Raw genomic sequence first — 23,944 nt, 5'->3', positions numbered from 1 at the left:
AGAATGGCTCTGCAATCGCTCGATATCAAGCGCGTTTCCGCCACCACCACGCCGCCGCCGCAAGTCCGCGAGCCGGTCACGGGCACCGTCGCGAAGCTCATCGACGTGTCCAAGTGCATCGGCTGCAAAGCCTGCCAGACGGCGTGCATGGAGTGGAACGACCTGCGCGACGACGTGGGACACACGACCGGCGTCTACGACAACCCGCGCGATCTCACCGAACATTCGTGGACGGTGATGCGCTTCACGGAATACGAGAACCCGAAGGGCGACCTCGAATGGCTGATCCGCAAGGACGGCTGCATGCACTGCGAGGACCCGGGCTGTCTGAAGGCGTGTCCGTCGCCGGGCGCGATCGTTCAGTACACGAACGGCATCGTGGATTTTCACGAGGAAAACTGCATCGGCTGCGGCTATTGCGTGACGGGCTGCCCGTTCAACATTCCGCGCATCTCGAAGGAAGACAACCGCGCGTACAAGTGCACGCTCTGTTCCGATCGCGTCGCGGTCGGGCAGGAACCGGCGTGCGTGAAGACGTGTCCGACCGGCGCGATCATGTTCGGCACCAAGACCGACATGATCCAGCAGGCGGAAGATCGCGTGGAAGACCTGAAGGAGCGCGGTTTCGAGAACGCCGGTCTGTACAACCCGGCCGGCGTGGGCGGCACGCACGTCATGTACGTGCTGCATCACGCGGATCAGCCGGGGCTGTATCACGGGCTCGCGGAAAATCCTCGCATCAGTCCGCTCGTGTCGGTCTGGAAGGGCGTCACGAAGCCGCTCGCGGTCGCGGGCATGGCGCTCGCCGCGCTCGCCGGATTCTTCCACTACACGCGTGTCGGTCCGAACGAAGTGAGCGCGGAAGAGGAAGCCGAGGCGCAGCGCGAGGTCGAAGCCGCACGCAACGAAAGGGAGCGTTCGAATGAAACACGATAGCGAATTGCGCGACGTGCGAGGCAACCGCCTGATCGTGCGCTACACGCCGAACGAGCGCACGAACCACTGGATCACCGCGATCAGCTTCGTGCTGCTCGCGTTGTCCGGGCTCGCGATGTTTCATCCGTCGATGTCGTGGCTCTATGCGATCTTCGGCGGCGGGCAATGGACGCGCATCCTGCATCCGTTCGTCGGCTGCGTGATGTTCCTGTCGTTCATGGTCCTCGCGTTGCGCGTGTGGCATCACAACCATCTGGACAAGAGCGACATCCAGTGGATGAAGCAGATCGACGACGTGCTCGCCAACCACGAAGACCGCCTGCCCGAGATCGGCAAGTACAACGCCGGTCAGAAGCTCGTGTTCTACGTGATGGTGGCAAGTCTGCTGTTACTGCTCGCATCCGGCGTGGTGATCTGGCGCGCGTACTTCGCGTTCTACTTTCCGATCACGGTCATCCGGCTGGCTGCGGTTGTGCACGCGGCGACGGCTTTCGTGTTGATCATGTCGATCATCATCCACATCTATGCGGGACTGTGGATCAAGGGATCGATTAGCGCGATGGTGCGCGGAACCGTGACGTATGGATGGGCGCGCAAGCACCATCCGCGCTGGTTCAAGGAAATCATCGGGAAGTAGGCGTCGCGGCTTTCTCGCGAAACGCCGGCAGTGATCCGAACCGCTCGTGCCTCGTTCAGGCCGGGCGGTTCTTCTTTGCGCAGCGCGATTAAGCGCAATGCGGCGCGCGCCCCGACGTGCGCCGTCTGAACGCTATCCGACAAGCTGTTATTCTTCTTTTCAATGCGACGCTTTTGCGCCGCACTCAAAGCACCGAAGCATTCCAAGGACGAACTCAAGTGGTCCAACGCATACTCGAATCCGCTGCATCGATCGAAGCACTCGATCAGTCGGCCATTCCACGGCTGCGCATGCCTGAACGCGCAACGGTCTTCAGCGCGCGCGCCACGCGCCTGCGCCAGCTTGCGGACGCGAGCCATCCCATCGCGGGCTATTTGCGCCTCATGGCGGCGCTCGCCGACGCGCAACAACACGTGCTCGCGGACTTCACCGCGCCGATGCCATCGCGCGAATCCATCGCGCTGAACCAGCAGCATTCGATGCCTATCGTTCCTGCGCTTGGCGCGAACGAGCGCGATCCCGCATGGCGCGACGTGCTGTTCATGCTGCTCGATCGCATCGAGGCCGCGGGCGCGCTGACGCCGCCGCTCGCGCAACTCGTCGCGCATCTGCGGTCGATGTCCGCCGACGCGCTCGACGCGCAGGCCGACGCCATTCTCGCTTTGCGTTTCGCGGAGATCGAGCCCGCCGCCGCGCCGTTCATCGTCGCGGCGCTGCAAGTGGTGTGGACGGACATCGCGAGCCGCATCGGCAGCGCGGAAGTGCCGTATATGGACACGTCGGGCGTGTGCCCCGTCTGCGGCACGATGCCGGTGGCGAGCGTCGTGCGCGTGGGCGGCGTGCACGAAGGCTATCGCTACGTGCAGTGCGGCCTGTGCTCGACGGAGTGGCACGTCGTGCGCGCGAAGTGCTCGAATTGCGATTCGACCAAGGGCATCGCGTATCACGCAATGGACGGCGCCGAAGCCAGCACCGCTCAGACCGCTGAAGACGAGCAAGCCCGCGCCGAACGCGCCCGCAACGCGCCGCTGAAAGCGGAGTCGTGCGATGAATGCGGCACGTATCGCAAGATCGGTTACCAGGAGAAAGCGTACGACTTCGAGCCGTTCGCGGACGATCTCGCGAGCCTGACGCTCGATCTCCTGATGGGCGATGCGGGCTTCCGACGCCCCGCGCCGAATCCGTGGCTGTGGCCTGAACAGAGCGCATCGGACGAAGCGAGCCAAGCGGACGAAGCACGATGAGCGACGTGACCGGCGGCGACGGCAGCGAACTTCGCGCGCTGATGGCCCGCGTGCCGTCGGTGGAGCGCGTGCTCGCATCGGCGCTGTTCGAGCCGCTCATCGACGAATACGGCCGCACGCAGACGCTCGCCGCCCTGCGCGCGACGCTCGACGCATGGCGCGCCGACGCGCAGGCGGGCCGCGCATCCGTCGAAGCGCTCACGGAAACGATGCTCGGCCACGCCGTGAGTCTGCGGCTCGCGAGCCGCGCGCAAAGCCGCGTGCGAACCGTGTTCAACCTGACGGGCACGGTGCTGCACACGAATCTCGGCCGCGCGTTGCTGCCGGATGAAGCCGTGCGCGCCGTGGCCGACGTGCTCACGCGTCCCGCCAATCTCGAATTCGATCTGGATACCGGCGCGCGCGGCGATCGCGACGATCTGATCAACGGGCTCATCTGCGAACTGACGGGCGCGGAAGCGGCGACGGTCGTGAACAACAACGCGGCGGCCGTGCTGCTGACGTTGTCCGCGCTCGCGCCGCGCAAGGAAGTGATTGTGTCGCGCGGCGAGCTGGTGGAAATCGGCGGCGCGTTTCGCATTCCGGACATCATGAGCCGTGCGGGCGCGAAGCTGCGCGAAGTCGGCACGACCAACCGCACGCATCTGAAGGACTACGACGAAGCGATCAACGCGAAGACCGCGCTTCTGATGAAGGTGCATTGCAGCAATTACGCCGTGACCGGCTTCACGAAGGAAGTGACGACAGCCGAACTCGCGCCGCTCGCGCATGAACGCGGCTTGCCGGTCGTCGTCGATCTCGGCAGCGGCACGCTCGTCGATCTCACGCAATGGGGCCTGCCGCGCGAGGCGACCGTGCGCGAGACGGTGGAAGCGGGGGCGGATCTCGTTACGTTCAGCGGAGACAAGCTGCTCGGCGGACCGCAGGCCGGCCTCATCGTCGGCGCCAAGGATCTGATCGCGAAGATCAAGAAGCATCCGCTCAAGCGCGCGCTGCGCGTCGGCAAGCTCACGCTCGCGGCGCTCGAAGCGGTGCTGCGCCTGTATCGCACGCCGGAGACGCTGCAAGCGCGCCTCACGACGCTGCGCCTGCTCACGCGTCCCGCCGACGCGATGCGCCTCGCCGCCGAGCGCATTCAGCCCGCGTTGCAGCGCCTGACAGGCGACGCGTTCGCCGTGACGACCGAGCCGATGTTCAGCCAGATCGGCAGCGGCGCATTGCCGGTGGACGTGCTGCCGAGTTACGGCCTCGCCGTGCGGCTCGCGAGCGGCAAGCGCGGCGGCGGGCAACTGAACCGCATCGAGCGCAAGCTGCGCGCGTTGCCGCGTCCGGTGATCGGGCGCATCGCGGACGGGGCGCTCTGGCTCGATCTTCGTTGCCTCGAAGAAGCCGACGAAGCCGCGTTCATCGCGCAACTCGACGGCCAGGGCCGGAGCGAAGACGCATGATCGTCGGCACGGCGGGGCATATCGATCACGGCAAGACGACGCTCGTGCGCGCGCTGTCGGGCGTGGATACCGACCGTCTGAAGGAAGAAAAGGCACGCGGCATTTCCATCGAACTCGGCTACGCGTACGTGCCGCTCGCGGATGGCGGCATGCTCGGCTTCATCGACGTGCCGGGCCACGAAAAGCTCGTGCATACGATGGCGGCGGGGGCGAGCGGCATCGACTTCGCGCTCGTCGTGATCGCGGCCGACGACGGCGTGATGCCGCAGACGCGCGAGCATCTGGCGATTCTCGAACTGCTCGGCGTGACGACGGGCGCGGTGGCCCTCACCAAAACCGATCGCGTCGACGAAAGCCGCGTGCGCGACGTTCACGCGCAGATCAGAACGTTGCTCGCGCCGACGCCGCTGTGCGACGCGCCAATCTTCGACACTAACGCCACCGCCCCCGACGATCCCGGCGTGGCCGCGCTCAACGCGCATCTTCGCGATGCCGCCGCGCACTGGCGCGCGCGGCGCGACGATGGCTTCTTCCGCCTCGCGGTCGATCGCGTGTTCATGCTGTCGGGGCAAGGCACGATCGCGACGGGCACGGCGTTCGCGGGCCGCGTGAGCGTCGGCGACGTGCTCGCGCTCGCCCCGCGCGAATCGGCGAGCGACGTGCGCGTGCGCAGCATTCACGCGCAGAATCGCCCAGCGGAGGCGGGCCACGCGGGCGAGCGTTGCGCGCTGAATCTCGCCGGCATCGAGAAAGATGCGGTCGCACGCGGCGACTGGATCGTGGATGCGCGCATCGCGAAGGCGTCGGAGCGGCTCGACGTCGAACTGACGTTGCTCGCCGATGCCGGACTCACGCTCGCGCACTGGACGCCGCTGCATGTGCATCTGGGCACGACGCATCGCGTGGCGCACGTCGCGTTGCTGGAAGCGGACACGCTCGCGGCGGGACAATCGGCGCGCGTGCAGCTCGTCTTCGATCAACCAGTATGCGCGCTGCCGGGCGATCGCTTCATCGTGCGCAATGCGCAGGCGAGCCGCACGGTAGGCGGCGGCCGCGTGCTCGATCCATTCGCGCCCGCCCGCAAGCGGCGCACGCCGCAGCGCCGCGCGTGGCTCGACGCGCTGGCCGCCTGGCTCGATACGCATCGCGCCGATGCGCTTTTCGACCAGTCGACGCACGGCCTGCCGCGCTCGCTCGTGGAGCATCTGTGCGGGCGGCCGGCGGAAACGGTCGCGCTCCCGGACGGCTTGCGCCGCGTGCCTCTGCCCGACGACACGCTCTTCATTGCCGCCGCGCATTGGGACGCGCTCGCCACGCGTCTCACGAACGCGCTCGCCGCTTTCCACGAACGCTTTCCCGACGAGCAAGGTCCCGACGCCGCGCGTCTGCGCCGCATGGGCGCGCCCCTCGCATCGGATGCGCTGTGGCGCGCCCTGATCGACGACGCCGTGGCGCGCGGAACCGTCGCGCGCAGCGGGCCGTGGCTGCATCTGCCGTCGCATACGGTCGCGCTCGATGCCGCCGAAGAATCGCTCGCGCAGGCGGTGCTCGCGTCGATCGAACGCGGACGTTTCGATCCGCCGTGGGTGCGCGACCTCGCGCGTGAACACGGCGCGCAGGAAGACGACATGCGGCGCCTCCTGCGCAAGCTCGCGCGGCGTGGCGACGTGTTCCAAGTAGTGCGCGATCTCTTCTATTCGTGCGCTGCCATCGCCGAGCTCGCGCGGCTCGCCGCCGAACACGCCCGCACGCGCAACGGTGCGGCGAGCGGCATAGGCGCAGCGGAGTTTCGCGATGCAAGCGGCCTCGGCCGCAAACGCGCGATTCAGGTTTTGGAGTTCTTCGACCGGGTTGGTTACACTCGCTTTCATCGCGACCTGCACCTGTTGCGCACCGACAGCCGCTGGCACGAGCCGGTCTGAGCGGCTCCCGCCACGCCCTCTGCGCTTTTTGCGCCAGGCGAACCGATGGAGCATTCCTACTACGCGCTGCTGCATCTGCTGTCGGGCCATCCCGAATGGACGCTCGCGGTCGTGCTGCTCGCGTCGTTTCTCGAATCGGTTGCATTCATCGGCACCTTCGTGCCCGGCAGCACCGCGATGTTCATCGCGGGCGCGCTCGTCGGCGCGGGCGCGCTGAACTTAGGCTGGGTATTCGTCTGCGCGATCGCGGGTGCGATCGCCGGCGACGCCGCGAGCTTCTGCTTCGGCGCGCGCTATGCCCATGTCATCGCGCAGATGTGGCCGTTCCGCCGCCATCCGGGCGCGCTCGCCGCCGGCAAGCGGTACTTCCACGCGCACGGCGCGAAGAGCGTGGTGCTCGCGCGCTTCGTGGCGCCGATGCGCGCCGTGGTGCCGGTCGTCGCGGGCCTGTCGGGCATGACGCCCGCGCGCTTTCTGGCCGTCAACGTCCTGAGCGCGCTCATCTGGGCGCCGCTGCATATCCTGCCGGGCGTGGTGTTCGGCGCGTCCATCGAACTCGCGGGCGCGGTGTCGATCCGGCTCGTCGTCATACTCGTGGCCGTGACGGCGATCGGCTGGCTCGTCTTCAATCTGGCGCGCGTGATCGTCGGACATGCGAAGGGCTGGACGGTCGCTTCGCGCGCCAGGCTGCTCGCTTGGGCGCAGCGCAAAGACGGCGCGCCGGCGCGAGTCGTGTCGCGCGCCCTCGATCCGGCGAATCCCGCGACTTCGCTCATCGTTGCCATTTCCGTGTTGCTGCTCGCATCGGCGATGGCGTTTTTCTACGTGATGTCGAACGTGGCGCGCGGCTCGTCGCTCGTGCAGGTGGATGTCTCGACGTACCGCCTGTTGCAGTCGTTTCGCTCGACGTGGGCCGATTCGATCCTCGACGGCGCCGCCGCGCTCGGCAGCACGCCGACCTTGCTTGCGGTCGCGGCGACCGTCATCGTCTGGATGATTTTCGAGCGGCGCTGGCGCACGGTCGCGTACTGGGTCGTCGCGGTCGTGTTCTCGCAACTGCTCGTCGCCGCGATTCGCGTGACGGCGCATCACCGCTTGCCGCTGTCGTTCGCGCCGGTGGAGCACACGTTTCCGAGCCCGCATCTCGCGGCGGCCGTCATCATCTACGGCTTTCTGGCGTTTCTGCTGCTGCGCCGCGTGGGCATGCTGACCGGCGTGTGCATCGCCACGGCGACGTCGGGCATCGTGACGGCCATCGCGCTCGCGGGCCTCTACTTCGGACGCTTCACCATCTCGGACGCGCTCGGCAGCGCGGCGCTCGCGGCCATGTGGGTGTTTCTCATCGCGCTGACGGCCGTGTGGCGGCATCCGGGCAAGCCCAGACGCCGTCCGCTGATGCCGTTCGCGATCCTCGCCGTGATCTGCGCGAGCGTCGGCTTGCAGTTGAGCGACGACACGCAGGCGCACAGCGCCGCGCCGCCGACTGTCGTCATCACGCCGATCCAGTGGATGGACACCGTGTGGCGCACCTTTTCATGCTACCGATCGAGCATGGACGGCGACCGCCGCGAGCCGATCACCGTGCAATGGGCCGCGACGCCCGCGGAGATTCGCGCGCAGCTGTCGAGCCGCGGCTGGACGCAAGCGACCGGACTGACGATGAAGAGCGTGATGTCGGTGGTGTCGCCGAACGCGGCTGCGACCGCGCTGCCGGTGCTGCCGCGCCTGAACAACGGCGAGCCGTCGAAACTCATGTTCACGCGCTCGCGTCGCGGCGCCGACGAGCGCGACGTGTTGCGTTTCTGGCCGACGCGCTATGTGCTGAAGGAACGCGCCGATGCCACGCCGACGCCTATCTGGCTCGGCTCGATCGTCCATGAGCGGCTGCGCCGTCCGTCGTGGCCGTTCAACGTGCTGCGCCCGGACCGGCGCGTCGACGCGATGGCGCTGGACCGTGGCGATGCGTCGTCATGGCACGGCATCGAAATTGCGAACAGCGCCGGGTGCGGCAGCGTGCCGGTGATGCTGGTCCAGTCGAGGCCCCGATGATCTTTCGAAGCGAATGCCGACGCGCGCGCCGCGGAGGTGGCAGTTGATCCAGATTCCGCCGTCGGCGATTGCGCAGTGGGGCGCGGCCGCGGTTTTCGGCAACGTGCTGCTGACGCGGCTGGGCGTGCCGCTGCCGTCGGCGCCGCTGCTAGTCTTCGCGGGGTCGATGATCGCGAGCGGGCGGCTGTCGCTCACGCATGTGCTGATCGCGGCGGTTTGCGGCGCGCTGCTCGGCGACAGTGCGTGGTTTTCGGCGGGGCGCATCTACGGACGGCGGCTCGTGGCCGCGCTCGCGCGCCGCTCGTACGCGATCGATTCCGGCATGCGCACGACGAGCGAGCTTTTCGAGCGGTACGGCGCGCCGATCATCGCGGTATCGAAGTTCGTGCCGGGGCTCGGACTCGTCACGCCGCCGCTGATGGGCACGACGCGCATTGCCGCGCTCGTTTTCCTTCTCTGGGATGCGGCGGGCATTGTCGCGTGGTCCGCGTTCTGGGTGCTGGGCGGCGCGTTGTTCCAGCGGCAATTGCACGTCGCGCTGGTGGAATTGCAGATGCATGGCGCGACCGTCATCGATCTGCTTGCGCTCGTCGCGTTGCTGTACTGCGCGTATCGTCTGCTGCGAAGACGCACGCCGGGGCAGTCCGGCGACGATGCGCGCTGACGCGTGCGTTTTTCGTTCCACCGCTATAATCGTGGCCTTCGTTTCTGTCAGCCGGGGAAGGCATTCGTATCCGGTGGTGCGGCTGGGCTTCAAACCCAGTTGGGGGTGTCAGACACTCCCATGTAGGTTCGACTCCTGCTGCCTTCCGCCAATTGCTGTGAATCTGCCCAGCATGGGGAACTTCCGACTTCATCGGGCTCGTGAAACGAGCGCCGGGTCCCGCAAAAAAATGGTCGGCCACAGGCTGTGGCAGTCCGCAGAAGTTCAATGGGTATGCCAAGCGTGCGCGCAAGCACGGGTGCCCCAAGGCGTGCGCCCATCATGCTGAATCAATTCCCTGCTCTGGGGAAAGCGAGTTTTGCAAATTCCAACGCCGCACGGAGAGATCGCCGATAAGCGAAGGGTCCGGGTGATGCCCTGCCGGCAGGGCGCCGCTGTGAAATGGCTTGCGATTTTTTGCAACCCCCCTATGCTTCTCTTAATTCAATAGGTCCCCGAAACGCTTGGAAGGCTCCAACTGGTCGCAGTTGGTGCGATGCACCTTAACCGGTGTACGGATAAGACGTGGAGAGCGATCGTGAACGTTGAAACGAACGATGGCGAGGGAAACCCTGAAGACGCAAGCGGCGACGAGGGGAAGATTGTAAGGGATTCCTCACGTGTCGAAAAAGACTTTGCTAAGTGCGAGCAACTAATATCTCTAGGAGCAAGTGCCGGAATCGAGCTAGCTGCCGGCGACTTGCAGGCCATACAGAATGTACAGAGTCAACTCAGGGCCGGACGGTTGACGGTGGCAGCGCAAGCCGAGTTTTATTGCGCGATGGCGAGGATCGTGTCGGTCGTTCCCTACCCAAGTCAGCGGGTGTCCAACGACGTTCAGCTATGTTCGGAGGTGGTGTCGCATGCTGCCCGGACGGGTAAGACGCTAGACAAGAGCGACCTGGAGGCTTTCACACAGGCCCGGGCTGCCCAGCGCACGCTCGAGTGGCACCATGGCGTCGAAACTCGCTTTTATGATTCAATGGCAAGAATCTCCAAGTCCGTTGCACCCGTAGCAGCCGAGACAGCAAGCTCGGAAGCAAGACAAGGAGCGAGGATTGCGATCCGCAACTATTCAATCGCTGCCTTGGTTCTGACATTCGCCGTATTGCTCGTTTCCTGCTTGATGTTCATCATTAAGCAGATATCAGACGACATTTCTGAAGTGATAAAAAGAAACGATCCTCTGGCCGTGTCGATGCATAATCAGCTTCAGATCTACGCGGCGGCGATCGACAAGGCTAACGAGACCGCCACTGTGGATGCCTTGGTCCAAATGCAAAATTCCCCGGACGCTGTCGTAATCAAAGAAAGCCTGCAAACTTTCGCGACAAACAACCGCCAACTGTTTTCCGATGTCACGAGAACGCGAGCGATCACACATTTCATTTTCCGCATACCGAACGGCGTCGGACGTTTATTGCTTGGGAAACATTGGGGCGAAGACTGGGGCGGTGTCGATAGTCGCTACGGCGAGAATTGTCCAGCGAGTGAAGTGCCGGTGCAGACGGCCGGACTGCCGGTGCAGATGGTGGAACGGCCGGTGCGGGCGGTTGGGGTCCAATTCGTAAGCCCCACATACGGCTTCGCTCTACCGCCTTCAGGAGGCTGGCAATGCTCGGCAGTCTCAATCCGTCACGCGTTAGAGATTGATCTGCCGATCTTCGCTCTAGGGGAAACGGCGAACAAAAAAAAGATGATCCCGCAGGACGCAATCAACCATGGTTTCCAGAAAATCGCCGTATACCAAGATGTGAGGGCAATGGCGACATATGCCAGGGATATCATTCTCGTGACGGTTGCTTCCGTTACTGGCTTTATTCTTCCCATTCTTTATGCATGGCTTGGCGCATGCGCGTCCATTCTGCGTCGGCTGAGAGCAGATACAACGGCCTCTCTGTTTCATCCTGAATATTCGAAAGTTGACAATCGATCGCATGTGACCACAGCGGTTATCGTTGGGATTTCCATAGGCTTGTTCAGCAATCTCCTGCAGGCGGGAACCGACATTTCTCCTCTCGCCATTGCATTCATTGCGGGATACGCATCAGACAAATTTTTCGAGTTCATCGATCGATTGGTTCATGCAATCTTTCCTTCACACGTCGAGCCTGGTGAAACGCGAGTTAGCCTTGCACCGGGCACCGGCTCGTCAGTTCTGCGATCAGGTAGTCCATTCAGGCGGCGACGCCTACGTTGACGTCCAATTTAGCGAGGTTAGCTAAAATGCTGCCATGGCAGGCTGACTTGGCGAAGCGACGTGCTTGTGTCTTCGCAGCCTAGCGCTCTAGCGGCAATGCAACCTCGCTCGCTGCGATCTGCGATCGGTGTATGGGTGGAGATTCTGCTCTACCGCTGCAAGAGATCCGGGCACGGGTTGCTTGGTGCATCGTCGATCGTACCCACACGTCGTATCTCCGCAAGGTCGAACACCTTAGGCTTCCTGAAACGAGCGATGTTGATCGCGAACGTGAGCGAGGCCAAGCTCGCGCAGCTTCGTAGCATGCTCATGCAGTAGTGCTGCGACCTGCAGTAACCGCAGGCGCAGGTGCTGGATGCCGCGTATCAGTCGACGCATCGACGACCGTTCGCGTCGGGGCATATGCCGCGGTGGTCCAGGACAACATCTACATAACCGGCGGAGTCATCACTTCTCGAGCGCGTCGGTTGATCGCTCCGGTATGGCGTTTGCCGATGGGCCGACCAGTTGTTCTGGGAGGCGCTCGATCAGTCGAGCCGGCTCAAACCCAATTAAGAGCAGTGGGCGGCTCATCTTATCCCTTCTGTTTCAAGCGTGGCGGGTAGAGATGCAGGCGTTGCGAGTCAAGCCGACATCTATGCAGTTGTCGACACGGTCTGCCATGCTGCATGACGACCAGTCAAACGCCGTCGTGATGCCCACTGAGCGTTCGACCCCCGGAGGAAGACGGTGCCCGTTCGTCGCGCGCATCGCGCAAGGTCACGAAGCGCAGTCCCGACGACCGAACGCTTTCAATGAGCCGAGGCAGCACCGCCAGCACCACCGGTTCGCCCGTCGATGTCAACGCCGCGCCGGCGTCGTGGATCAGGAGAATGTCGCGCGCGGCGAGTCCATCCACCAGTCGCTCGAACACGCGATCAGCGTCGCATTCGCGCGTATCAAACCCTCGCCGTGTCCATGCCGCGAGTTGAAGGTCCAGCCGTTGCAGCACCGGGTCGAGAAAGAGATTCCGTAGCCCGGCTGGCGCGCGAAAGAACATGGGCCGCTCGCCCGTCAGCGCCTCGAGCGTCCGTTGCGCGGCGGCGATTTCCTTCGTGAGCCAGAACGGCCACGTGACCGAGAACGTGTGCACGTGCCTATGCGTGTGATTCTCGACCGCGTGGCCTCGCGCGACGATCTCGCGCACGAGTGCCGGATGCTCCGCCGCGCGTCTTCCGATGCAGAAGAACGTCGCGCGCACGCAATGCCGTTCCAGGATGTCCAGAATCTTCGGCGTCACGACCGGATCGGGACCGTCGTCGATCGTGAGGGCGACGGCATCTGCGTTGGAGGGCGTGTTGGGCAGGCGGGTCCAGTTCCGGCCGAGCAGGGTCGAGCGCGGCCACAGCCCAATCGAAACCACGACGATATGACTCGCGAGCACGCCCGCGAGCCACCAGAGCCACGCCGAAGGCCGCAGCAGCCATCCGGCCAGCGCGACGCCGTGCCAGGCGAAGGTCGCGACGTACAACGGTGGATAGCCTGTGCGCGGCCAGCGTCTTGGCGCGCCGGCAGGCGGCCGCGAAATCATTTGCCTCATCTTGTATGCAGCCTGCGGCACGTCGGTCAGAGGTCCGTCTGGCCGAGGTGTCAAATTCAGTCAAGCGGCGAACGATATCACGCGCGCCTGCACTCGGTGACGCACAGAACAGAGAAATTGTCGACGAATTCCTGCGCGAAGGCATCCCTTACCGCCTCTGAAGATAGATGTGTCGCGCGCGGTGCAAGTCTCGTCGAATGTCCGTCGCGTCGATGAGACGAACCGGCAAGAACTGCGCACTTTCCCTTTTCCCGTCGACCATAACGTCGGTATCATTTGCGCCCCACGCCAGCGATACCGCGCGCGCCCGCAAGATTTCTGCGTCGAGACGCTAAATAGTCGCTGCGTCGTGCCGTTAATTGGACGGATCACTTAATTACTTCACTCGCTTACTAACGAATGATCGGGTCGGCTATTTCGCCCCGATGCTGATTGTTCTCAACGCGCAAATACCGATATGCCCGATCTGCACTGGACTATTCCGGTTGCGCGCTGGTCCTTTTGGCCTGCCAACGCGACCGTCGCTCCTGACGTGAGCTTTGTCGCGCCGATGGCGCGGCGCCGGCTCAGTGCGCTATCGCGGGCTGCGCTCAAGGTTGCCTTCGATTGCGCATCGGCGCTGCCGACGGTGCGTGTCGTATTCGCGTCGCGTCACGGCGAACTGCGGCGCACCACAAGCATCCTCTGCGATATCAGCGCAGGCGAACCCGTCTCGCCGACTTCCTTCAGCCTTTCCGTTCTCAACGCGATGACCGGCGTATTCGGCATCGAGCGCGGCGACCGCGCGCCGGCGAGTGCGGTGTCGGCGGGTGCGCAGACGCTCGGCTACGCGTTGCTGGAAGCCCATGCGCAATATGCGACGGATGCTTCGTCGCCGGTGCTGCTCGTCTACGCCGACGAGCCTGCCGATCCGGCCTATGGAACGATCGAAGACGAAGTGGAGGGCGGCGCGCTCGCGATCTTGCTCGATGCGTCCGCGCAAACCGGGCGGCTCGAATGCGTGCGCACTGGGTTCGCCGATGACCAGACCAAGGCGTTCGCGAGCGCCCAGTACGTCACGCAAAGCGAAGCGGTCAGGCAGTGTCTGGACGCGAAAGCGCCCGTTCAATGGCGCGGCGCGACGTCGACTTGGCAATGGAATTGGCATGAAGGCGTGTGACTATTACTGGCGCCTTGTCGCGACGGCCCTTGCGTTCACTACCTTCGGCATCTGCGGACTCGGCTTCTCACTGATCGTTTTCCCAATTGCTTCGGTGTGGCCGCATCGCGCGTCGAAGCAGCGCATCATCGCCGCGATCATTCACGCGTTCTTTCGCGCGCTCGTCGCAGTGCTCGTCGGTGTTCGCGTGATGAAGCTCGACGTGAGCGGCGCGCACGCGCTCAATCGCAAAGAGAAGGGCGCCGCGATCGTGGTCGCCAATCATCCGACCTGGCTCGACGTCATGGTGCTTTTGTCACTCACGCCGCGCGCATGCTGCGTCGTGAAGAGCGCGCACTGGAGCAATCCTTTCTTCTGGGGCGTCATGCGGGCGGCGGACTACGTGAGCAACGCCGATCCAATCGAACTCGTGGAAGAAGGCGCGCGGCAACTTGCGCGCGGCTACACGATGATCGTCTTCCCCGAAGGCACGCGCAGTCCCGCGCGCAATCGGCTGCATGAGTTTTCGCGCGGTTTCGCGCACATGGCGCTCCAATCGCGCGCGCCGATCCTGCCCGTCCTGATCGACTGCGACCCACCCGCGTTCACCAAAACCATGCGCTGGCACGACGTGCCGGAGCGCGCGTTCCATATGCGCGTGAGCGTGCTCGACCCGCTTGGAGCCGACACGCTCGTCACTCGCGACGAACCGCCCGCGCTCGCCGCCCGCACCCTCACGAACACGCTGCAAGCCCACATTACCCGGCATCTGATCGACCATGGATTCTTTAAAGCTTGAAATCAAACGGCTTCTGATTGAAGCACTCGATCTCGAAGACCTGACGCCCGACGATATCGCCGACGATGCGCCGCTCTTTTCCACCGATGGCGTCGGTCTCGACTCCATCGACGCGCTCGAGATCGGCATCGTGCTGCGCAAACACTATCAATTGACGATCGCCGCCAACGACGAGCGCACGCGCGAGCACTTCCGCTCGATCGACACGCTCGCCGAACTGGTCGCAAGCCAGCGCGAGACTGCGCGTGCATCGGACGACACTGCAACAAGAGGGGAATGATTGTGACCGACACCGAAATCCTTGAGCGCATCCGCGCGATCTTCAAAGAGAACTTCGGCATCGCGCCCGAGCGCGTGACGCCGACCGCGCATTTGTTCGAAGAACTCGACCTGGACAGCATCGATGCCGTGGATCTCGCGATCAAGCTGCAGGAGATGACGGGCCGCCGCATCAAGCCCGAGGAGTTCAAGTCCGTGCGCACGGTGGGCGATGTGATCGCCGCTGTCGAGTCGCTTCTGGCAGCGCAGGACTGATGCAGCCGCAGACCGCCCGGACTGGCGACGACGCGCATCGCGGCCATATCGGCCTTGCGCTGAACGTCGCGTTCAAGCTCGCGTATCCCGCCGCTATTCTGTGCGGCTGGTTCTGGAACGCGCCGCGCTATCTCGGCTGCCTGCTGTTCGTGCTGGTCTGGCTGCAGCGCTGCGCGGGCACGGGCGTTCTTGGCGCCTCGCTGCGCACGCTTACGCGCGTCGAATGGGCGGTCGGGTTCATGTTGAGCGCCGCATCGGCCGCGATCGTCTGGACCGACAGCGAGCAGTTGCTCCATATCTATCCGTCTCTCGTGAATCTCGGCTTGCTGATTGCATTTGCTTCGACGCTCGTGCGCGGTCCGTCGATGATCGAAAAATTCGCGCGCATCCGCACGCCCGATCTGAGCGAACCAGCCGTGCGTCACACGCGACGCGTCACGCAGATCTGGTGCGCGTTCTTCGCGGCCAACGGTTTGTTCTCGCTCTACACGGCACTGTGCTGGTCGCGCGAGGCGTGGTCGCTGTACAACGGCGCGATCGCCTATGGCTTGATCGGCGTGCTGCTCGTAGCTGAGATCGCGTGGCGTTATCTCGTGATTCTTCCGCGCGCGCGGCGCATGGAAGCGGAGGCGTCATGATCCCGCTGCACGAACTGTTCTCGACAAGACGCGATGCGCGAACGCCCGTCTCTCGCGACGACACGACCGACGTGGTCATCACGCATGCCGCATTTCGCGCGCGGGTGGCGTCGCTCGCGCTGCAATTGCGCGAAGAGCCGGCGCGCCGTTATGCGCTCTTGATCGACGATCCGTTCGATTTCGCGTGCGCACTGTTCGCGCTCTTCGCATGCGGCAAGACGCCGGTGATTCCCGCGAGTTCCGCTCCTGGCTATCTGGCCGATCTCGCCGACGCCTACGACGCCGTGCTGACCGATACCGACATAGCCGCTGCAACGGTCGACACGCGCGGACTCGACGCACTTGCGCTGCGGGTGGACCCGCGTGCCCCGCTCACGCTCTACACGTCGGGCAGCAGCGGCGCGCCGAAGCCGATCCACAAGACCCTCGCTCAGTTCGACGCCGAAGTTCATACGCTCGAGCGCGACTGGGGCGCGCTGATCGGCGATGCGACGATGCTTGCGAGCGTGCCGCATCGCCATATCTACGGTCTTCTGTTTCGCATCTTGTGGCCGCTCGCGGCGGGCCGCGCTTTCGACCGCGCGCTGTGCGTCGAGCCGCAGCACATTCAGACGCGCATCGAGCGATGCGGCGCGACGGTCATGGTCTCGTCGCCGGCGCAACTCGCGCGCTGGACCGAGCTCGCTGGCTTCGCATCGCTCACGCCTGCCCCGCGTGCGTTCTTCTCGTCGGGCGGGCCGCTCGCGACGGACACGGCGCTGCGATACGCTGACGTGTTCGGCCATGCGCCTGTCGAGATCTACGGGAGCACGGAGACGGGCGGCATCGCATGGCGCAGGCAGAACGAAACGCCAGCGTGGCGTCCTGTGAGCAGCGTGGCAGTGCGGCGTGCCGATGACGGCGCGCTGGAAGTGCGCTCGCCGCATCTGGGCCACGATGACTGGCATCGCACGGACGACGCCATCGCCCTGGACGCCAACGGCCGCTTCACGCTGGAGGGCCGGCTCGATCGCGTCGTGAAGCTCGACGGCAAGCGCGTCTCGCTGCCCGAGCTCGAAGCCCGCCTCACGCTGCATGCCTATGTGGCAGCGGCGAGCGTAGTCCCGCTCGCGGGTGCGACGCGTGAGCGCATCGGCGCGGTGATCGCGCTAACCGACGCAGGCCGCGCCGCGCTCGATGACATCGGTCGCGTGGCGCTCGCGAAAATCCTGCGCCGTCATCTCGCCGCCTATTTCGACGTCGTGCTGTTGCCGCGTTTCTGGCGCTTTCGCATCGCGTTGCCGTTCGATGCGCGCGGCAAGCTGCCGGTGAAGGCGGTCGCGGCGGCCTTCGGCCCGCGCGCAGAAGGCTTCGAGCTGCTCGCGGAATCGCGCGATGGCGATACGTTGCGCTATGAACTCCGCGTGCCGCCTTCGCTCGATCATTTCGCCGGCCACTTTCCGGGCCTGCCGATTTTGCCCGGCGTCGTGCAGGTCGACTGGGCGATCCGGCTCGCGTCGGAACATATCGCGGCGGCGCGTGCAATGGAGAGCGTCGATCGACTGAAGTTCATGGCGCCCGTGCCGCCCGGCGCGGTGCTCGAACTGCGGCTCGCGCACGATGCCACGCGGCGGCGCGTGCAGTTCGCTTATCGAATGAACGGGCGCGAATGCGCGTCCGGCGCGATCGTGTATCGGGAGAACGCATGAGCGGTGCGAATATCGCGGCGTGCATCGTCATTCCGATCTACAACCACAAGGACGCCATCGGCGATACGGTCGCGCGCCTGAGCGTTCACGGCTTGCCGATGTTCGTCGTCGACGACGGCAGCGACGCCGCCACGCAAGCCGTGCTCGTCAAGCTCGCGTGCCGGTATCGCAAGGAGATGACGCTCGTGCGTCTGCCGGTGAACGGCGGCAAGGGCGCTGCCGTGATGGCGGGCCTGCGCGCGGCGAAACGCGCGGGCTTCACGCACGCGTTGCAGATCGACGCCGACGGCCAGCACGACGCGAACGACGTGCCGCTCTTTCTCGACGCGGCGCGCGCCGAGCCGGGCGCGGTCATTCTGGGCCGCCCGGTCTATGACGAAAGCGTCCCGAAATCCCGCTTGTACGGCCGCTATCTGACGCATGTCTGGGTGTGGATCGAGACGCTGTCGTTCACCATACGCGATTCGATGTGCGGCTTTCGCCTGTATCCGCTCGACGCCGCGTGCGCGCTGATCGACAGGGTGCGGCTCGGCACGCGCATGGACTTCGACATTGAGATCCTCGTGCGTCTCTACTGGCGACGCCTTGCGTTTCGCTCGATCCCGACGCGTGTCGTCTATGCGACCGACGGCGTATCGCACTTCGACGTGCTGTGGGACAACGTGCGCATCAGCGCGAGCCATACGCGGCTCGCGTGCGGCATGGTGCTGCGCTCGCCGATGCTGCTCGCGCACAAGCTGATGCCGCGCATCACCACTGCGGACCACGCCGGGCCGGGCTGGTGGCGCGTCGCGGAGCGCGGCAGCCGCATCGGCATGTCCTTGCTCGCGCTCAGTTGCCGCGTGTTCGGCATGCGATTTACGGGGCTGTGGCTGCATCCTGTCGTCGGCTATTTTCTGCTGACGGGACGCGACGCGCGCGCGGCTTCGCATCAGTATTTCACGCGTCTTGCCGAAGCAGCGCCGGGCGAACGCACGCCGCGTGCCGGCTGGCGCTCTGCGTATCGCCAGATGCTCGCGTTCGCGCAGTCGGGGCTCGACAAGCTCGCGGCATGGTCGGGCCGGATAGCCGATCACGACGCCGTCTTCGACGACCCCGCGCCTTTCGAAGCGCTCATTGCGAGCGGGCGTGGCGCGCTCGTCCTTGGCGCGCATCTCGGCAACCTGGAGATGACGCGCGCGCTCGCCGCGCGCAATGGCCGCGCGAAGGTGACGGCCATCGTCTATACGGAGCACGCAAGACGCTTCAACAGCGTCTTGTCGTCGGCGAATGGCGACTTCGCGAAGCATCTGATCCACGTGAGCGACTTCGGCCCCGATACCGCGATGATGATGCAGGCGCGCATCGACGCGGGCGAACTGCTGGTGATCGTCGGCGACCGGGTGCCGGCGCATGAGTCCGGCCGCACGACGGAGGCGCATTTCCTCGGCGCGCCCGCGCCGTTCGCGCAAGGGCCGTATGTGCTCGCGCACGCGCTCGGGTGCCCCGTGTATCTCTTCTTTTGCCTGAGAGAGAAAGCGGGCCGATATCGTATGTACTTCGAAACATTTGCCGAGCGAATCGAGTTGCCGCGTCGCGAGCGCGCGCAACACATCGCGGCTTGGGCGCAGCGCTATGCGTCGCGACTCGAACACTATTGCCGCAAGGCGCCGTACCAATGGTTCAATTTCTTCGATTTCTGGGCGCGTGCCGGCAAAGCCGCACCGATGCCCGGGTCCGGTTTCACCGAAAGCAGGCGTCATGGATCAACTGAATAACAAGAAGACGCTCACCGCGAGCGCGATGGTCGAAGTGCCGTTTCATGATGTCGACGCAATGCACGTGTGCTGGCACGGCCACTACCTGAAGTACTTCGAAGTCGGGCGTGCGGCGTTGCTGCGCGCATTCCAATACGACTACGGCGCCATGCTGGCGTCCGGCTATGCGTGGCCAATCGTCGAGGCGCATCTGAAGTACGTGCGTCCGGCGCGGTACGGGCAGCGCATCGACGTGCGCACGGAACTGCTCGAATACGAGAATCGCCTGAAGATCGCGTATGAACTGGTGGATTGCGTGACGGGCGATCGGCTGACCAAGGGCTATACGATTCAGGTCGCCGTCGACGCGGCCACGCAGGAGCTGCAGTTCGTGTCGCCGCCCGTCGTGTTCGATAAGCTGGAGCGTGTATGGTCGCGTCGATGAAACTTCGCTGTGCGCGTGCCACGCTCATCGCCTTGCTGCTGACAGCGAACGCAGGCGCGCTTCACGCAGCCACGCCCGCGCAAAGCGCAAGCCAGAATGCGGCGCTGGTCTCGCAAGTCGCTTCGCGGCTCGGCCAGATCAAGGGCGTGCGCGCTCAATTCACGCAGACGCAGACGCTTTCGGCCATGAAGCAACCGCTCGTGAGCACGGGCACGTTCGTGTTCTATCGCGAACGCGGCGTGATCTGGCGCGTGCTGACGCCTTACAAGGCCACGTTCGTCATCACGGACGCAGGCGTCGCCGAAGTCGATGCGAACGGCAAGCGCATCGGCAGCAAGACCGCCCGAGGCGTGCAAGGCGTCGCGCAAGTGTCGAAGATGATGCGCGCCATGCTCGGCGGCGACCTGTCCGCGCTGTACTCGCAATTCGATGTGGACGCGCAAGGCTCGCCGTCGCAGTGGACGCTCGACCTCAAGCCAAATCAGCCGCAACTCGCGCAGGCCGTCAAAGGGCTGCAAATGAAGGGCGGCGCGTTCCTGCAGAGTTTGAGAATCGATCTGGCAAGCGGAGACGTCACGCAGATCGACTTCACGAAGAACGAAGCGCTCGACGGGCTGCCTGCCGCCGAGGTTGCCTTGCTGGGAGCGCAGTGATGCGGATGGAAGGGCATCGCAGCGGCGTGACGCTTCTCGCCATACGAGCCGCGTGGTTCGTGCTCGCGCTGGTTGCTGCGTTGTATTGCGTCTATCGCTTCCAGGGACCGTCGCCGCTGGAGACGAACCTGCTCGCGCTGCTGCCTGCCACGGAAGCCGATCCGGTCGCAGAGCAAGCGGTGGATCGACTCGCCAATGCGCTCGGCGATCGCACCGTGTTCCTGATTTCGAGCCGCAATGCGGACCATGCGAAGGCGGCGGCGAAGCGCTACGGCGCCGCGCTGCTGGAAAGCGGCGCATTCGCGTCCGTGACGGCGGAGCTCCCGCCGTTCGACGTCGCGCAGATCGCGGCGCTATATGCGCCGTATCGATTCGGGCTTCTGACCCGCGATGACCGCGAGGCGCTCGCCAGCGCGACGAACGGCGCGCAGGCGCTGTCTGACGCCCTGATGCAGCGCATTTATAACCCGGTGCACGGACCGCTCGCGACGCAGCTCGCCGACGATCCCTTCGGTTGGCTCGAACACTGGCTCTCTGACTTGCCGCTCGCCACCTCTGGCCTCGAACTCGAAGACAACCTGCTCGTCGCGCATCGCGGCGACATGACGAGCGTACTCGTCGTGACGACGCTGCGCGGCTCGGCCTATGAATCGCGCACGCAGCGCGCCGTGCTGTCGGCGGCGGCGCAGGCCCAGGCAGACATGAAGGCCGCATGGCCCGACGCGACGGTCGCGCGAGCCGGCGCCGTGTTCTACGCGCAGGCGGCGCGCAGCGCGTCAGAACGCGAAGTGCATCTGATCGGCGTCGCCTCGGCATGCGGCATCGCGCTTCTCATGCTGTGGGTCTTCCGCTCGCCGCGGCTCTTGCTGCTCGGCTTTTTGTCGACGGCGCTCGGTATCGTGTGCGCGCTCGCGTTCGCCATGCTCGTGTTCGGCAAGCTTCATTTGCTGACGCTCGTGTTCGGCGCGAGCTTGATCGGCGAAGCCGTCGATTATTCGATTCAGTATTTCGTGGTTTATCTTGGCGCGCAACGCGAATGGGATGCACGAAAGGGCGCGCGATCGGTGCGGCCCGCGCTCTCCGTGGCGCTCGCTACCAGTCTGCTCGGCTACGCCATACTCGCGTGGGTGCCGTTTCCCGCGCTCAAGCAGATCGCGTGTTTCGCGATGGCCGGTATCGGCGTCGCGTTTGCGTCCGTGATGTCGCTGTTGCCCGCGCTGCTCGTGCGGGGACCGAAAGCCGCGCGGCGACGCCTATTTTCGTCCTCCGCGACGCTGCTTGCACGGTGGCGCGGCGCGATCGGTGGCAAGCGCGCGGGGCTCGTCGCGGCCGTTCTCGTGGCGATCGCCCTGCCGGGCTGGCTGCGTCTGACCAGCGACGACGACATCCATCTGCTGATACAACGCGATCCCGTGCTTGTCGCGCAGGAGAACGAAGTGCGCACGGCAGTCGGCGTCGAAGACACCGCGCAGTTCTTCGTGGTGCGGGGTGTGTCCGAGCAAGCCGTGCTGGAACGCGCGGAAGCGCTCGGCGAAAGGCTCGATGCGCTGACGAGCGACCAATCGGTCGACGGCTGGCGCTCGGTCACGCAATTCGTGCCGTCCGCCCGGGCTCAGGCGCAAGCGCGCGCGCTCATCGCGCAACACGTGTTTGCCGATCCGGCCGCGTTGCGCGCGACGCTTTCGCGCGCCGGCTTCCGCGATGACGTTGCCGACGCGTGGATGGCTTCGTTCGGCCGTGCGGACGCAGTGCCGCTGTCGGTCGAGCGCTGGCTCGCCGCGCCGTGGTCGCAGCCGTATCGGCATCTGTGGCTCGGCGCTTACGATGCGGCCGGTCAGCGCGGTTACGCTGCCATCGTGATGCCGCGCCGCGTGACGCCGAAGAACGAGCCCGCGCTGACCGAGGTTGCGCGCGCAATCGAGGGCGTCACGTTCGTCGACAAGGCGGCGAGCGTCTCGAAGCTCTTCGGCGCGTACCGCGTCGATAGCGGCATGTGGCTCGGTGGCGCGCTGCTGCTCGTGCTCGCGCTGATGATGATGCGCTATGGTCCGCGCGGCGGCATTGCGACGACGCTGCCCGTGCTGCTCGCCGTCGGCGTGACGCTCGCGGCGTTCGGCTACGCCCGCGTGCCGTTCAATCTGTTCAACTGCCTCGCGCTGATGCTCGTGCTCGGCGTCGGCGCGAACTACGCCGTGTTCCTGCGCGAAGGATGCCTGCGCAGCGACGCCGATCTCGGCGCGGTCTGGGCGGGCGTGCTGCTCTCCGCAGCGACGACGCTGTTGTCGTTCGGCCTGCTCGGCATGAGCGCGATGCCTGCGTTGAAGAGCTTCGGCGCGACGCTCGCGCTCGGCATTCTGGTCGCGGTGCTGCTCGCGCCGATGAGCATGCCGCACGAAAGGAGAAATCACGCATGACGCTGCCATCCGTCTATTTGCATGCGCTCGGCATGGTCAATGCGCTCGGCGGCGACGTCGATTCGATCGCGTCCGCGATGACCTCGGCGCAATCGCCGGGCATGGGACCGATGCCGACGCGCCGCGGCGATGCGTTCGTCGGCCGCGTGCTGACTTCGCTCGACATCGCGCCGACGGGGCCGCTTGCGCGCTTCGACTGCCGCAACAACCGACTGCTGCTCGCGGCGCTTGAACAGATCCGCGCCGAGATCGAAGCGGCGCGCGAGCGCTACGGCTCCGCGCGAATCGGCGTCGTGTTGGGGACGAGCACGTCGGGAATATCGGCGGCGGAAGAGGCGTTCCTGCATCGCGCAGAAAAGGGCCGCCTGCCGGAGCGCTTCGACTATCGGCAGATGGAGATCGGTACGGCCGCGCCGTTCGCCGCCGCCGCGCTCGACGTGCAAGGCCCGGCGTTCACGATTTCGACGGCATGCACGTCGAGCGCGAAGGCGTTTGCCGCGGCGCGCAGACTGTTGCAGCTCGGGCTTTGCGATGCCGTGGTCGTCGGCGGTGTCGATACGTTGTGCGAGCTCACGTTGCAAGGCTTCGAATCGCTCGAGTCCACGAGTATCGAACGCACCAATCCGATGAGCCGCAATCGCAACGGCATCAACATTGGCGAAGGCGCGGCCGTGTTTCTGATGACGCGCGACGAATGCGACGTGCGTCTTGCGGGCGTGGGGGAATCCAGCGACGCGCATCATGTTTCCGCGCCGGACCCGCGTGGTGTCGGCGGCGAGATTGCGTTGCGCGCGGCGCTCGCTGATGCCGGCGTCGCGCCCGCCGATATCGGCTACGTGAACCTGCACGCGACGGCCACGCGCAAGAACGACGAGATGGAAGCGCATTTGATGGCGCGCGTCTTTCCGCAAGGCGTGCCGACGAGCGGCACGAAGCCGCTGACGGGGCATCTGCTCGGCGCGGCCGGCGCGACGGAACTCGGCTTCGCGTGGCTCACGCTCGCGCGCCCCGGTTTGCCCTTGCCACTGCATCGATGGGATGGCGAGGCGGACGCGGATCTGCCCGCGCTCGATCTCGTGCAGGAAACGCGCTTCCTCTCGCGCGAAGCGGGCACGCGCCATGTCATGAGTAACTCTTTCGCGTTTGGCGGCAGCAATGTCAGCCTCGTTCTCGCAGGTTGA

At 65.2% G+C, this 23,944-nt stretch carries 20 protein-coding genes and 1 tRNA gene; 20 read left to right on the top strand and 1 reads right to left on the bottom strand.

Annotated elements, in window-relative coordinates:
- Positions 1 to 3: 3 nt before the first annotated feature.
- From fdxH to JYK05_RS18590, 9 genes are all read left to right on the top strand, one after another.
- Positions 4 to 936: a formate dehydrogenase subunit beta gene (fdxH, locus tag JYK05_RS18630; RefSeq protein WP_175942255.1), complete on the top strand. Its 933-nt coding sequence runs from the start codon at positions 4 to 6 to the stop codon at positions 934 to 936.
- Positions 923 to 1,573 carry a formate dehydrogenase subunit gamma gene (locus tag JYK05_RS18625; RefSeq protein WP_206468780.1) on the top strand — a complete coding sequence of 217 codons (651 nt, stop codon included), beginning with the start codon at positions 923 to 925 and terminating at the stop codon, positions 1,571 to 1,573. The genes fdxH and JYK05_RS18625 overlap by 14 nt, the downstream gene beginning before the upstream one ends.
- A gap of 218 nt (positions 1,574 to 1,791) precedes the next feature.
- Positions 1,792 to 2,817, top strand: a complete 1,026-nt coding sequence (fdhE, locus tag JYK05_RS18620) for a formate dehydrogenase accessory protein FdhE (protein WP_206468778.1) — start codon at positions 1,792 to 1,794, stop codon at positions 2,815 to 2,817.
- On the top strand, positions 2,814 to 4,265 hold the full coding sequence (gene selA, locus JYK05_RS18615) for an L-seryl-tRNA(Sec) selenium transferase (RefSeq protein WP_206468777.1): 1,452 nt from the start codon (positions 2,814 to 2,816) through the stop codon (positions 4,263 to 4,265). The genes fdhE and selA overlap by 4 nt, the downstream gene beginning before the upstream one ends.
- A complete protein-coding gene (gene selB / locus JYK05_RS18610) occupies positions 4,262 to 6,187 on the top strand; it encodes a selenocysteine-specific translation elongation factor (RefSeq protein ID WP_206468775.1) in 1,926 nt (641 codons plus the stop codon). The genes selA and selB overlap by 4 nt, the downstream gene beginning before the upstream one ends.
- A gap of 45 nt (positions 6,188 to 6,232) precedes the next feature.
- Entirely contained in the window at positions 6,233 to 8,236 is a 2,004-nt protein-coding gene (locus JYK05_RS18605) for a VTT domain-containing protein (RefSeq protein ID WP_206468773.1), read from the top strand.
- 43 nt (positions 8,237 to 8,279) lie between these two features.
- Complete coding sequence (locus JYK05_RS18600; RefSeq protein WP_175942244.1) at positions 8,280 to 8,900, top strand: DedA family protein; 621 nt, start codon at positions 8,280 to 8,282, stop codon at positions 8,898 to 8,900.
- Positions 8,901 to 8,955: 55 nt separating this feature from the next.
- A tRNA-Sec gene (locus JYK05_RS18595) sits at positions 8,956 to 9,051 on the top strand.
- A 426-nt stretch (positions 9,052 to 9,477) separates the two neighbouring features.
- The gene (locus JYK05_RS18590; RefSeq protein ID WP_206468772.1) at positions 9,478 to 11,139 is read left to right on the top strand and encodes a hypothetical protein; all 1,662 of its coding nucleotides are present in this window, start codon (positions 9,478 to 9,480) and stop codon (positions 11,137 to 11,139) included.
- 679 nt (positions 11,140 to 11,818) lie between these two features.
- Here the strand turns inward: JYK05_RS18590 and JYK05_RS18585 are convergent.
- A complete protein-coding gene (locus tag JYK05_RS18585) occupies positions 11,819 to 12,718 on the bottom strand; it encodes a polysaccharide deacetylase family protein (RefSeq protein WP_206468771.1) in 900 nt (299 codons plus the stop codon).
- Positions 12,719 to 13,175: 457 nt separating this feature from the next.
- On the opposite strand from JYK05_RS18585, the gene JYK05_RS18580 reads away from it, so the two are divergent.
- The 11 genes from JYK05_RS18580 to JYK05_RS18530 are packed head-to-tail and all read left to right on the top strand — an operon-like array spanning position 13,176 to position 23,944.
- Entirely contained in the window at positions 13,176 to 13,877 is a 702-nt protein-coding gene (locus JYK05_RS18580; protein WP_206468770.1) for a beta-ketoacyl synthase chain length factor, read from the top strand.
- Complete coding sequence (locus JYK05_RS18575; protein WP_206468769.1) at positions 13,864 to 14,655, top strand: 1-acyl-sn-glycerol-3-phosphate acyltransferase; 792 nt, start codon at positions 13,864 to 13,866, stop codon at positions 14,653 to 14,655. Before JYK05_RS18580 ends, JYK05_RS18575 begins: the two co-directional genes overlap by 14 nt.
- Positions 14,636 to 14,935 (top strand): phosphopantetheine-binding protein, encoded by a 300-nt coding sequence (locus JYK05_RS18570; protein ID WP_206468767.1) that lies wholly within the window; start codon positions 14,636 to 14,638, stop codon positions 14,933 to 14,935. Before JYK05_RS18575 ends, JYK05_RS18570 begins: the two co-directional genes overlap by 20 nt.
- A 2-nt stretch (positions 14,936 to 14,937) precedes the next feature.
- On the top strand, positions 14,938 to 15,189 hold the full coding sequence (locus tag JYK05_RS18565; RefSeq protein WP_175942480.1) for an acyl carrier protein: 252 nt from the start codon (positions 14,938 to 14,940) through the stop codon (positions 15,187 to 15,189).
- Positions 15,189 to 15,827, top strand: coding sequence for a hypothetical protein (locus tag JYK05_RS18560; RefSeq protein ID WP_206468765.1), 639 nt, complete (start codon positions 15,189 to 15,191; stop codon positions 15,825 to 15,827). The genes JYK05_RS18565 and JYK05_RS18560 overlap by 1 nt, the downstream gene beginning before the upstream one ends.
- On the top strand, positions 15,824 to 17,515 hold the full coding sequence (locus JYK05_RS18555) for an AMP-binding protein (protein ID WP_206468763.1): 1,692 nt from the start codon (positions 15,824 to 15,826) through the stop codon (positions 17,513 to 17,515). The genes JYK05_RS18560 and JYK05_RS18555 overlap by 4 nt, the downstream gene beginning before the upstream one ends.
- Positions 17,512 to 19,272, top strand: a complete 1,761-nt coding sequence (locus JYK05_RS18550; RefSeq protein WP_206468761.1) for a glycosyltransferase — start codon at positions 17,512 to 17,514, stop codon at positions 19,270 to 19,272. Before JYK05_RS18555 ends, JYK05_RS18550 begins: the two co-directional genes overlap by 4 nt.
- Positions 19,256 to 19,696: a thioesterase family protein gene (locus JYK05_RS18545; protein WP_206468759.1), complete on the top strand. Its 441-nt coding sequence runs from the start codon at positions 19,256 to 19,258 to the stop codon at positions 19,694 to 19,696. The genes JYK05_RS18550 and JYK05_RS18545 overlap by 17 nt, the downstream gene beginning before the upstream one ends.
- The gene (locus JYK05_RS18540; protein WP_206468757.1) at positions 19,693 to 20,349 is read left to right on the top strand and encodes an outer membrane lipoprotein carrier protein LolA; all 657 of its coding nucleotides are present in this window, start codon (positions 19,693 to 19,695) and stop codon (positions 20,347 to 20,349) included. The genes JYK05_RS18545 and JYK05_RS18540 overlap by 4 nt, the downstream gene beginning before the upstream one ends.
- A complete protein-coding gene (locus JYK05_RS18535; RefSeq protein WP_206469658.1) occupies positions 20,349 to 22,763 on the top strand; it encodes an MMPL family transporter in 2,415 nt (804 codons plus the stop codon). Before JYK05_RS18540 ends, JYK05_RS18535 begins: the two co-directional genes overlap by 1 nt.
- On the top strand, positions 22,760 to 23,944 hold the full coding sequence (locus JYK05_RS18530) for a beta-ketoacyl-[acyl-carrier-protein] synthase family protein (RefSeq protein ID WP_206468755.1): 1,185 nt from the start codon (positions 22,760 to 22,762) through the stop codon (positions 23,942 to 23,944). The genes JYK05_RS18535 and JYK05_RS18530 overlap by 4 nt, the downstream gene beginning before the upstream one ends.

It is taken from the genome of Caballeronia sp. M1242, from assembly GCF_017220215.1.
Taxonomy (GTDB): Bacteria; Pseudomonadota; Gammaproteobacteria; order Burkholderiales; family Burkholderiaceae; genus Caballeronia.
Note: the sequence above shows the minus strand (reverse complement) of the source record. Positions and strands in the feature narration are given on the sequence as shown.

Bases quoted from the DNA above. Each gene is read 5' to 3' on its own strand.
- fdxH (WP_175942255.1), top strand. From the start codon at position 4: ATGGCTCTGCAATCGCTCGATATCAAGCGCGTTTCCGCCACCACCACG.
- JYK05_RS18625 (WP_206468780.1), top strand. From the start codon at position 923: ATGAAACACGATAGCGAATTGCGCGACGTGCGAGGCAACCGCCTGATC.
- selA (WP_206468777.1), top strand. From the start codon at position 2,814: ATGAGCGACGTGACCGGCGGCGACGGCAGCGAACTTCGCGCGCTGATG.
- selB (WP_206468775.1), top strand. From the start codon at position 4,262: ATGATCGTCGGCACGGCGGGGCATATCGATCACGGCAAGACGACGCTC.
- JYK05_RS18605 (WP_206468773.1), top strand. From the start codon at position 6,233: ATGGAGCATTCCTACTACGCGCTGCTGCATCTGCTGTCGGGCCATCCC.
- JYK05_RS18585 (WP_206468771.1), bottom strand. From the start codon at position 12,718: ATGAGGCAAATGATTTCGCGGCCGCCTGCCGGCGCGCCAAGACGCTGG.
- JYK05_RS18580 (WP_206468770.1), top strand. From the start codon at position 13,176: ATGCCCGATCTGCACTGGACTATTCCGGTTGCGCGCTGGTCCTTTTGG.
- JYK05_RS18575 (WP_206468769.1), top strand. From the start codon at position 13,864: ATGAAGGCGTGTGACTATTACTGGCGCCTTGTCGCGACGGCCCTTGCG.
- JYK05_RS18570 (WP_206468767.1), top strand. From the start codon at position 14,636: ATGGATTCTTTAAAGCTTGAAATCAAACGGCTTCTGATTGAAGCACTC.
- JYK05_RS18560 (WP_206468765.1), top strand. From the start codon at position 15,189: ATGCAGCCGCAGACCGCCCGGACTGGCGACGACGCGCATCGCGGCCAT.
- JYK05_RS18555 (WP_206468763.1), top strand. From the start codon at position 15,824: ATGATCCCGCTGCACGAACTGTTCTCGACAAGACGCGATGCGCGAACG.
- JYK05_RS18550 (WP_206468761.1), top strand. From the start codon at position 17,512: ATGAGCGGTGCGAATATCGCGGCGTGCATCGTCATTCCGATCTACAAC.
- JYK05_RS18545 (WP_206468759.1), top strand. From the start codon at position 19,256: ATGGATCAACTGAATAACAAGAAGACGCTCACCGCGAGCGCGATGGTC.
- JYK05_RS18540 (WP_206468757.1), top strand. From the start codon at position 19,693: ATGAAACTTCGCTGTGCGCGTGCCACGCTCATCGCCTTGCTGCTGACA.
- JYK05_RS18535 (WP_206469658.1), top strand. From the start codon at position 20,349: ATGCGGATGGAAGGGCATCGCAGCGGCGTGACGCTTCTCGCCATACGA.
- JYK05_RS18530 (WP_206468755.1), top strand. From the start codon at position 22,760: ATGACGCTGCCATCCGTCTATTTGCATGCGCTCGGCATGGTCAATGCG.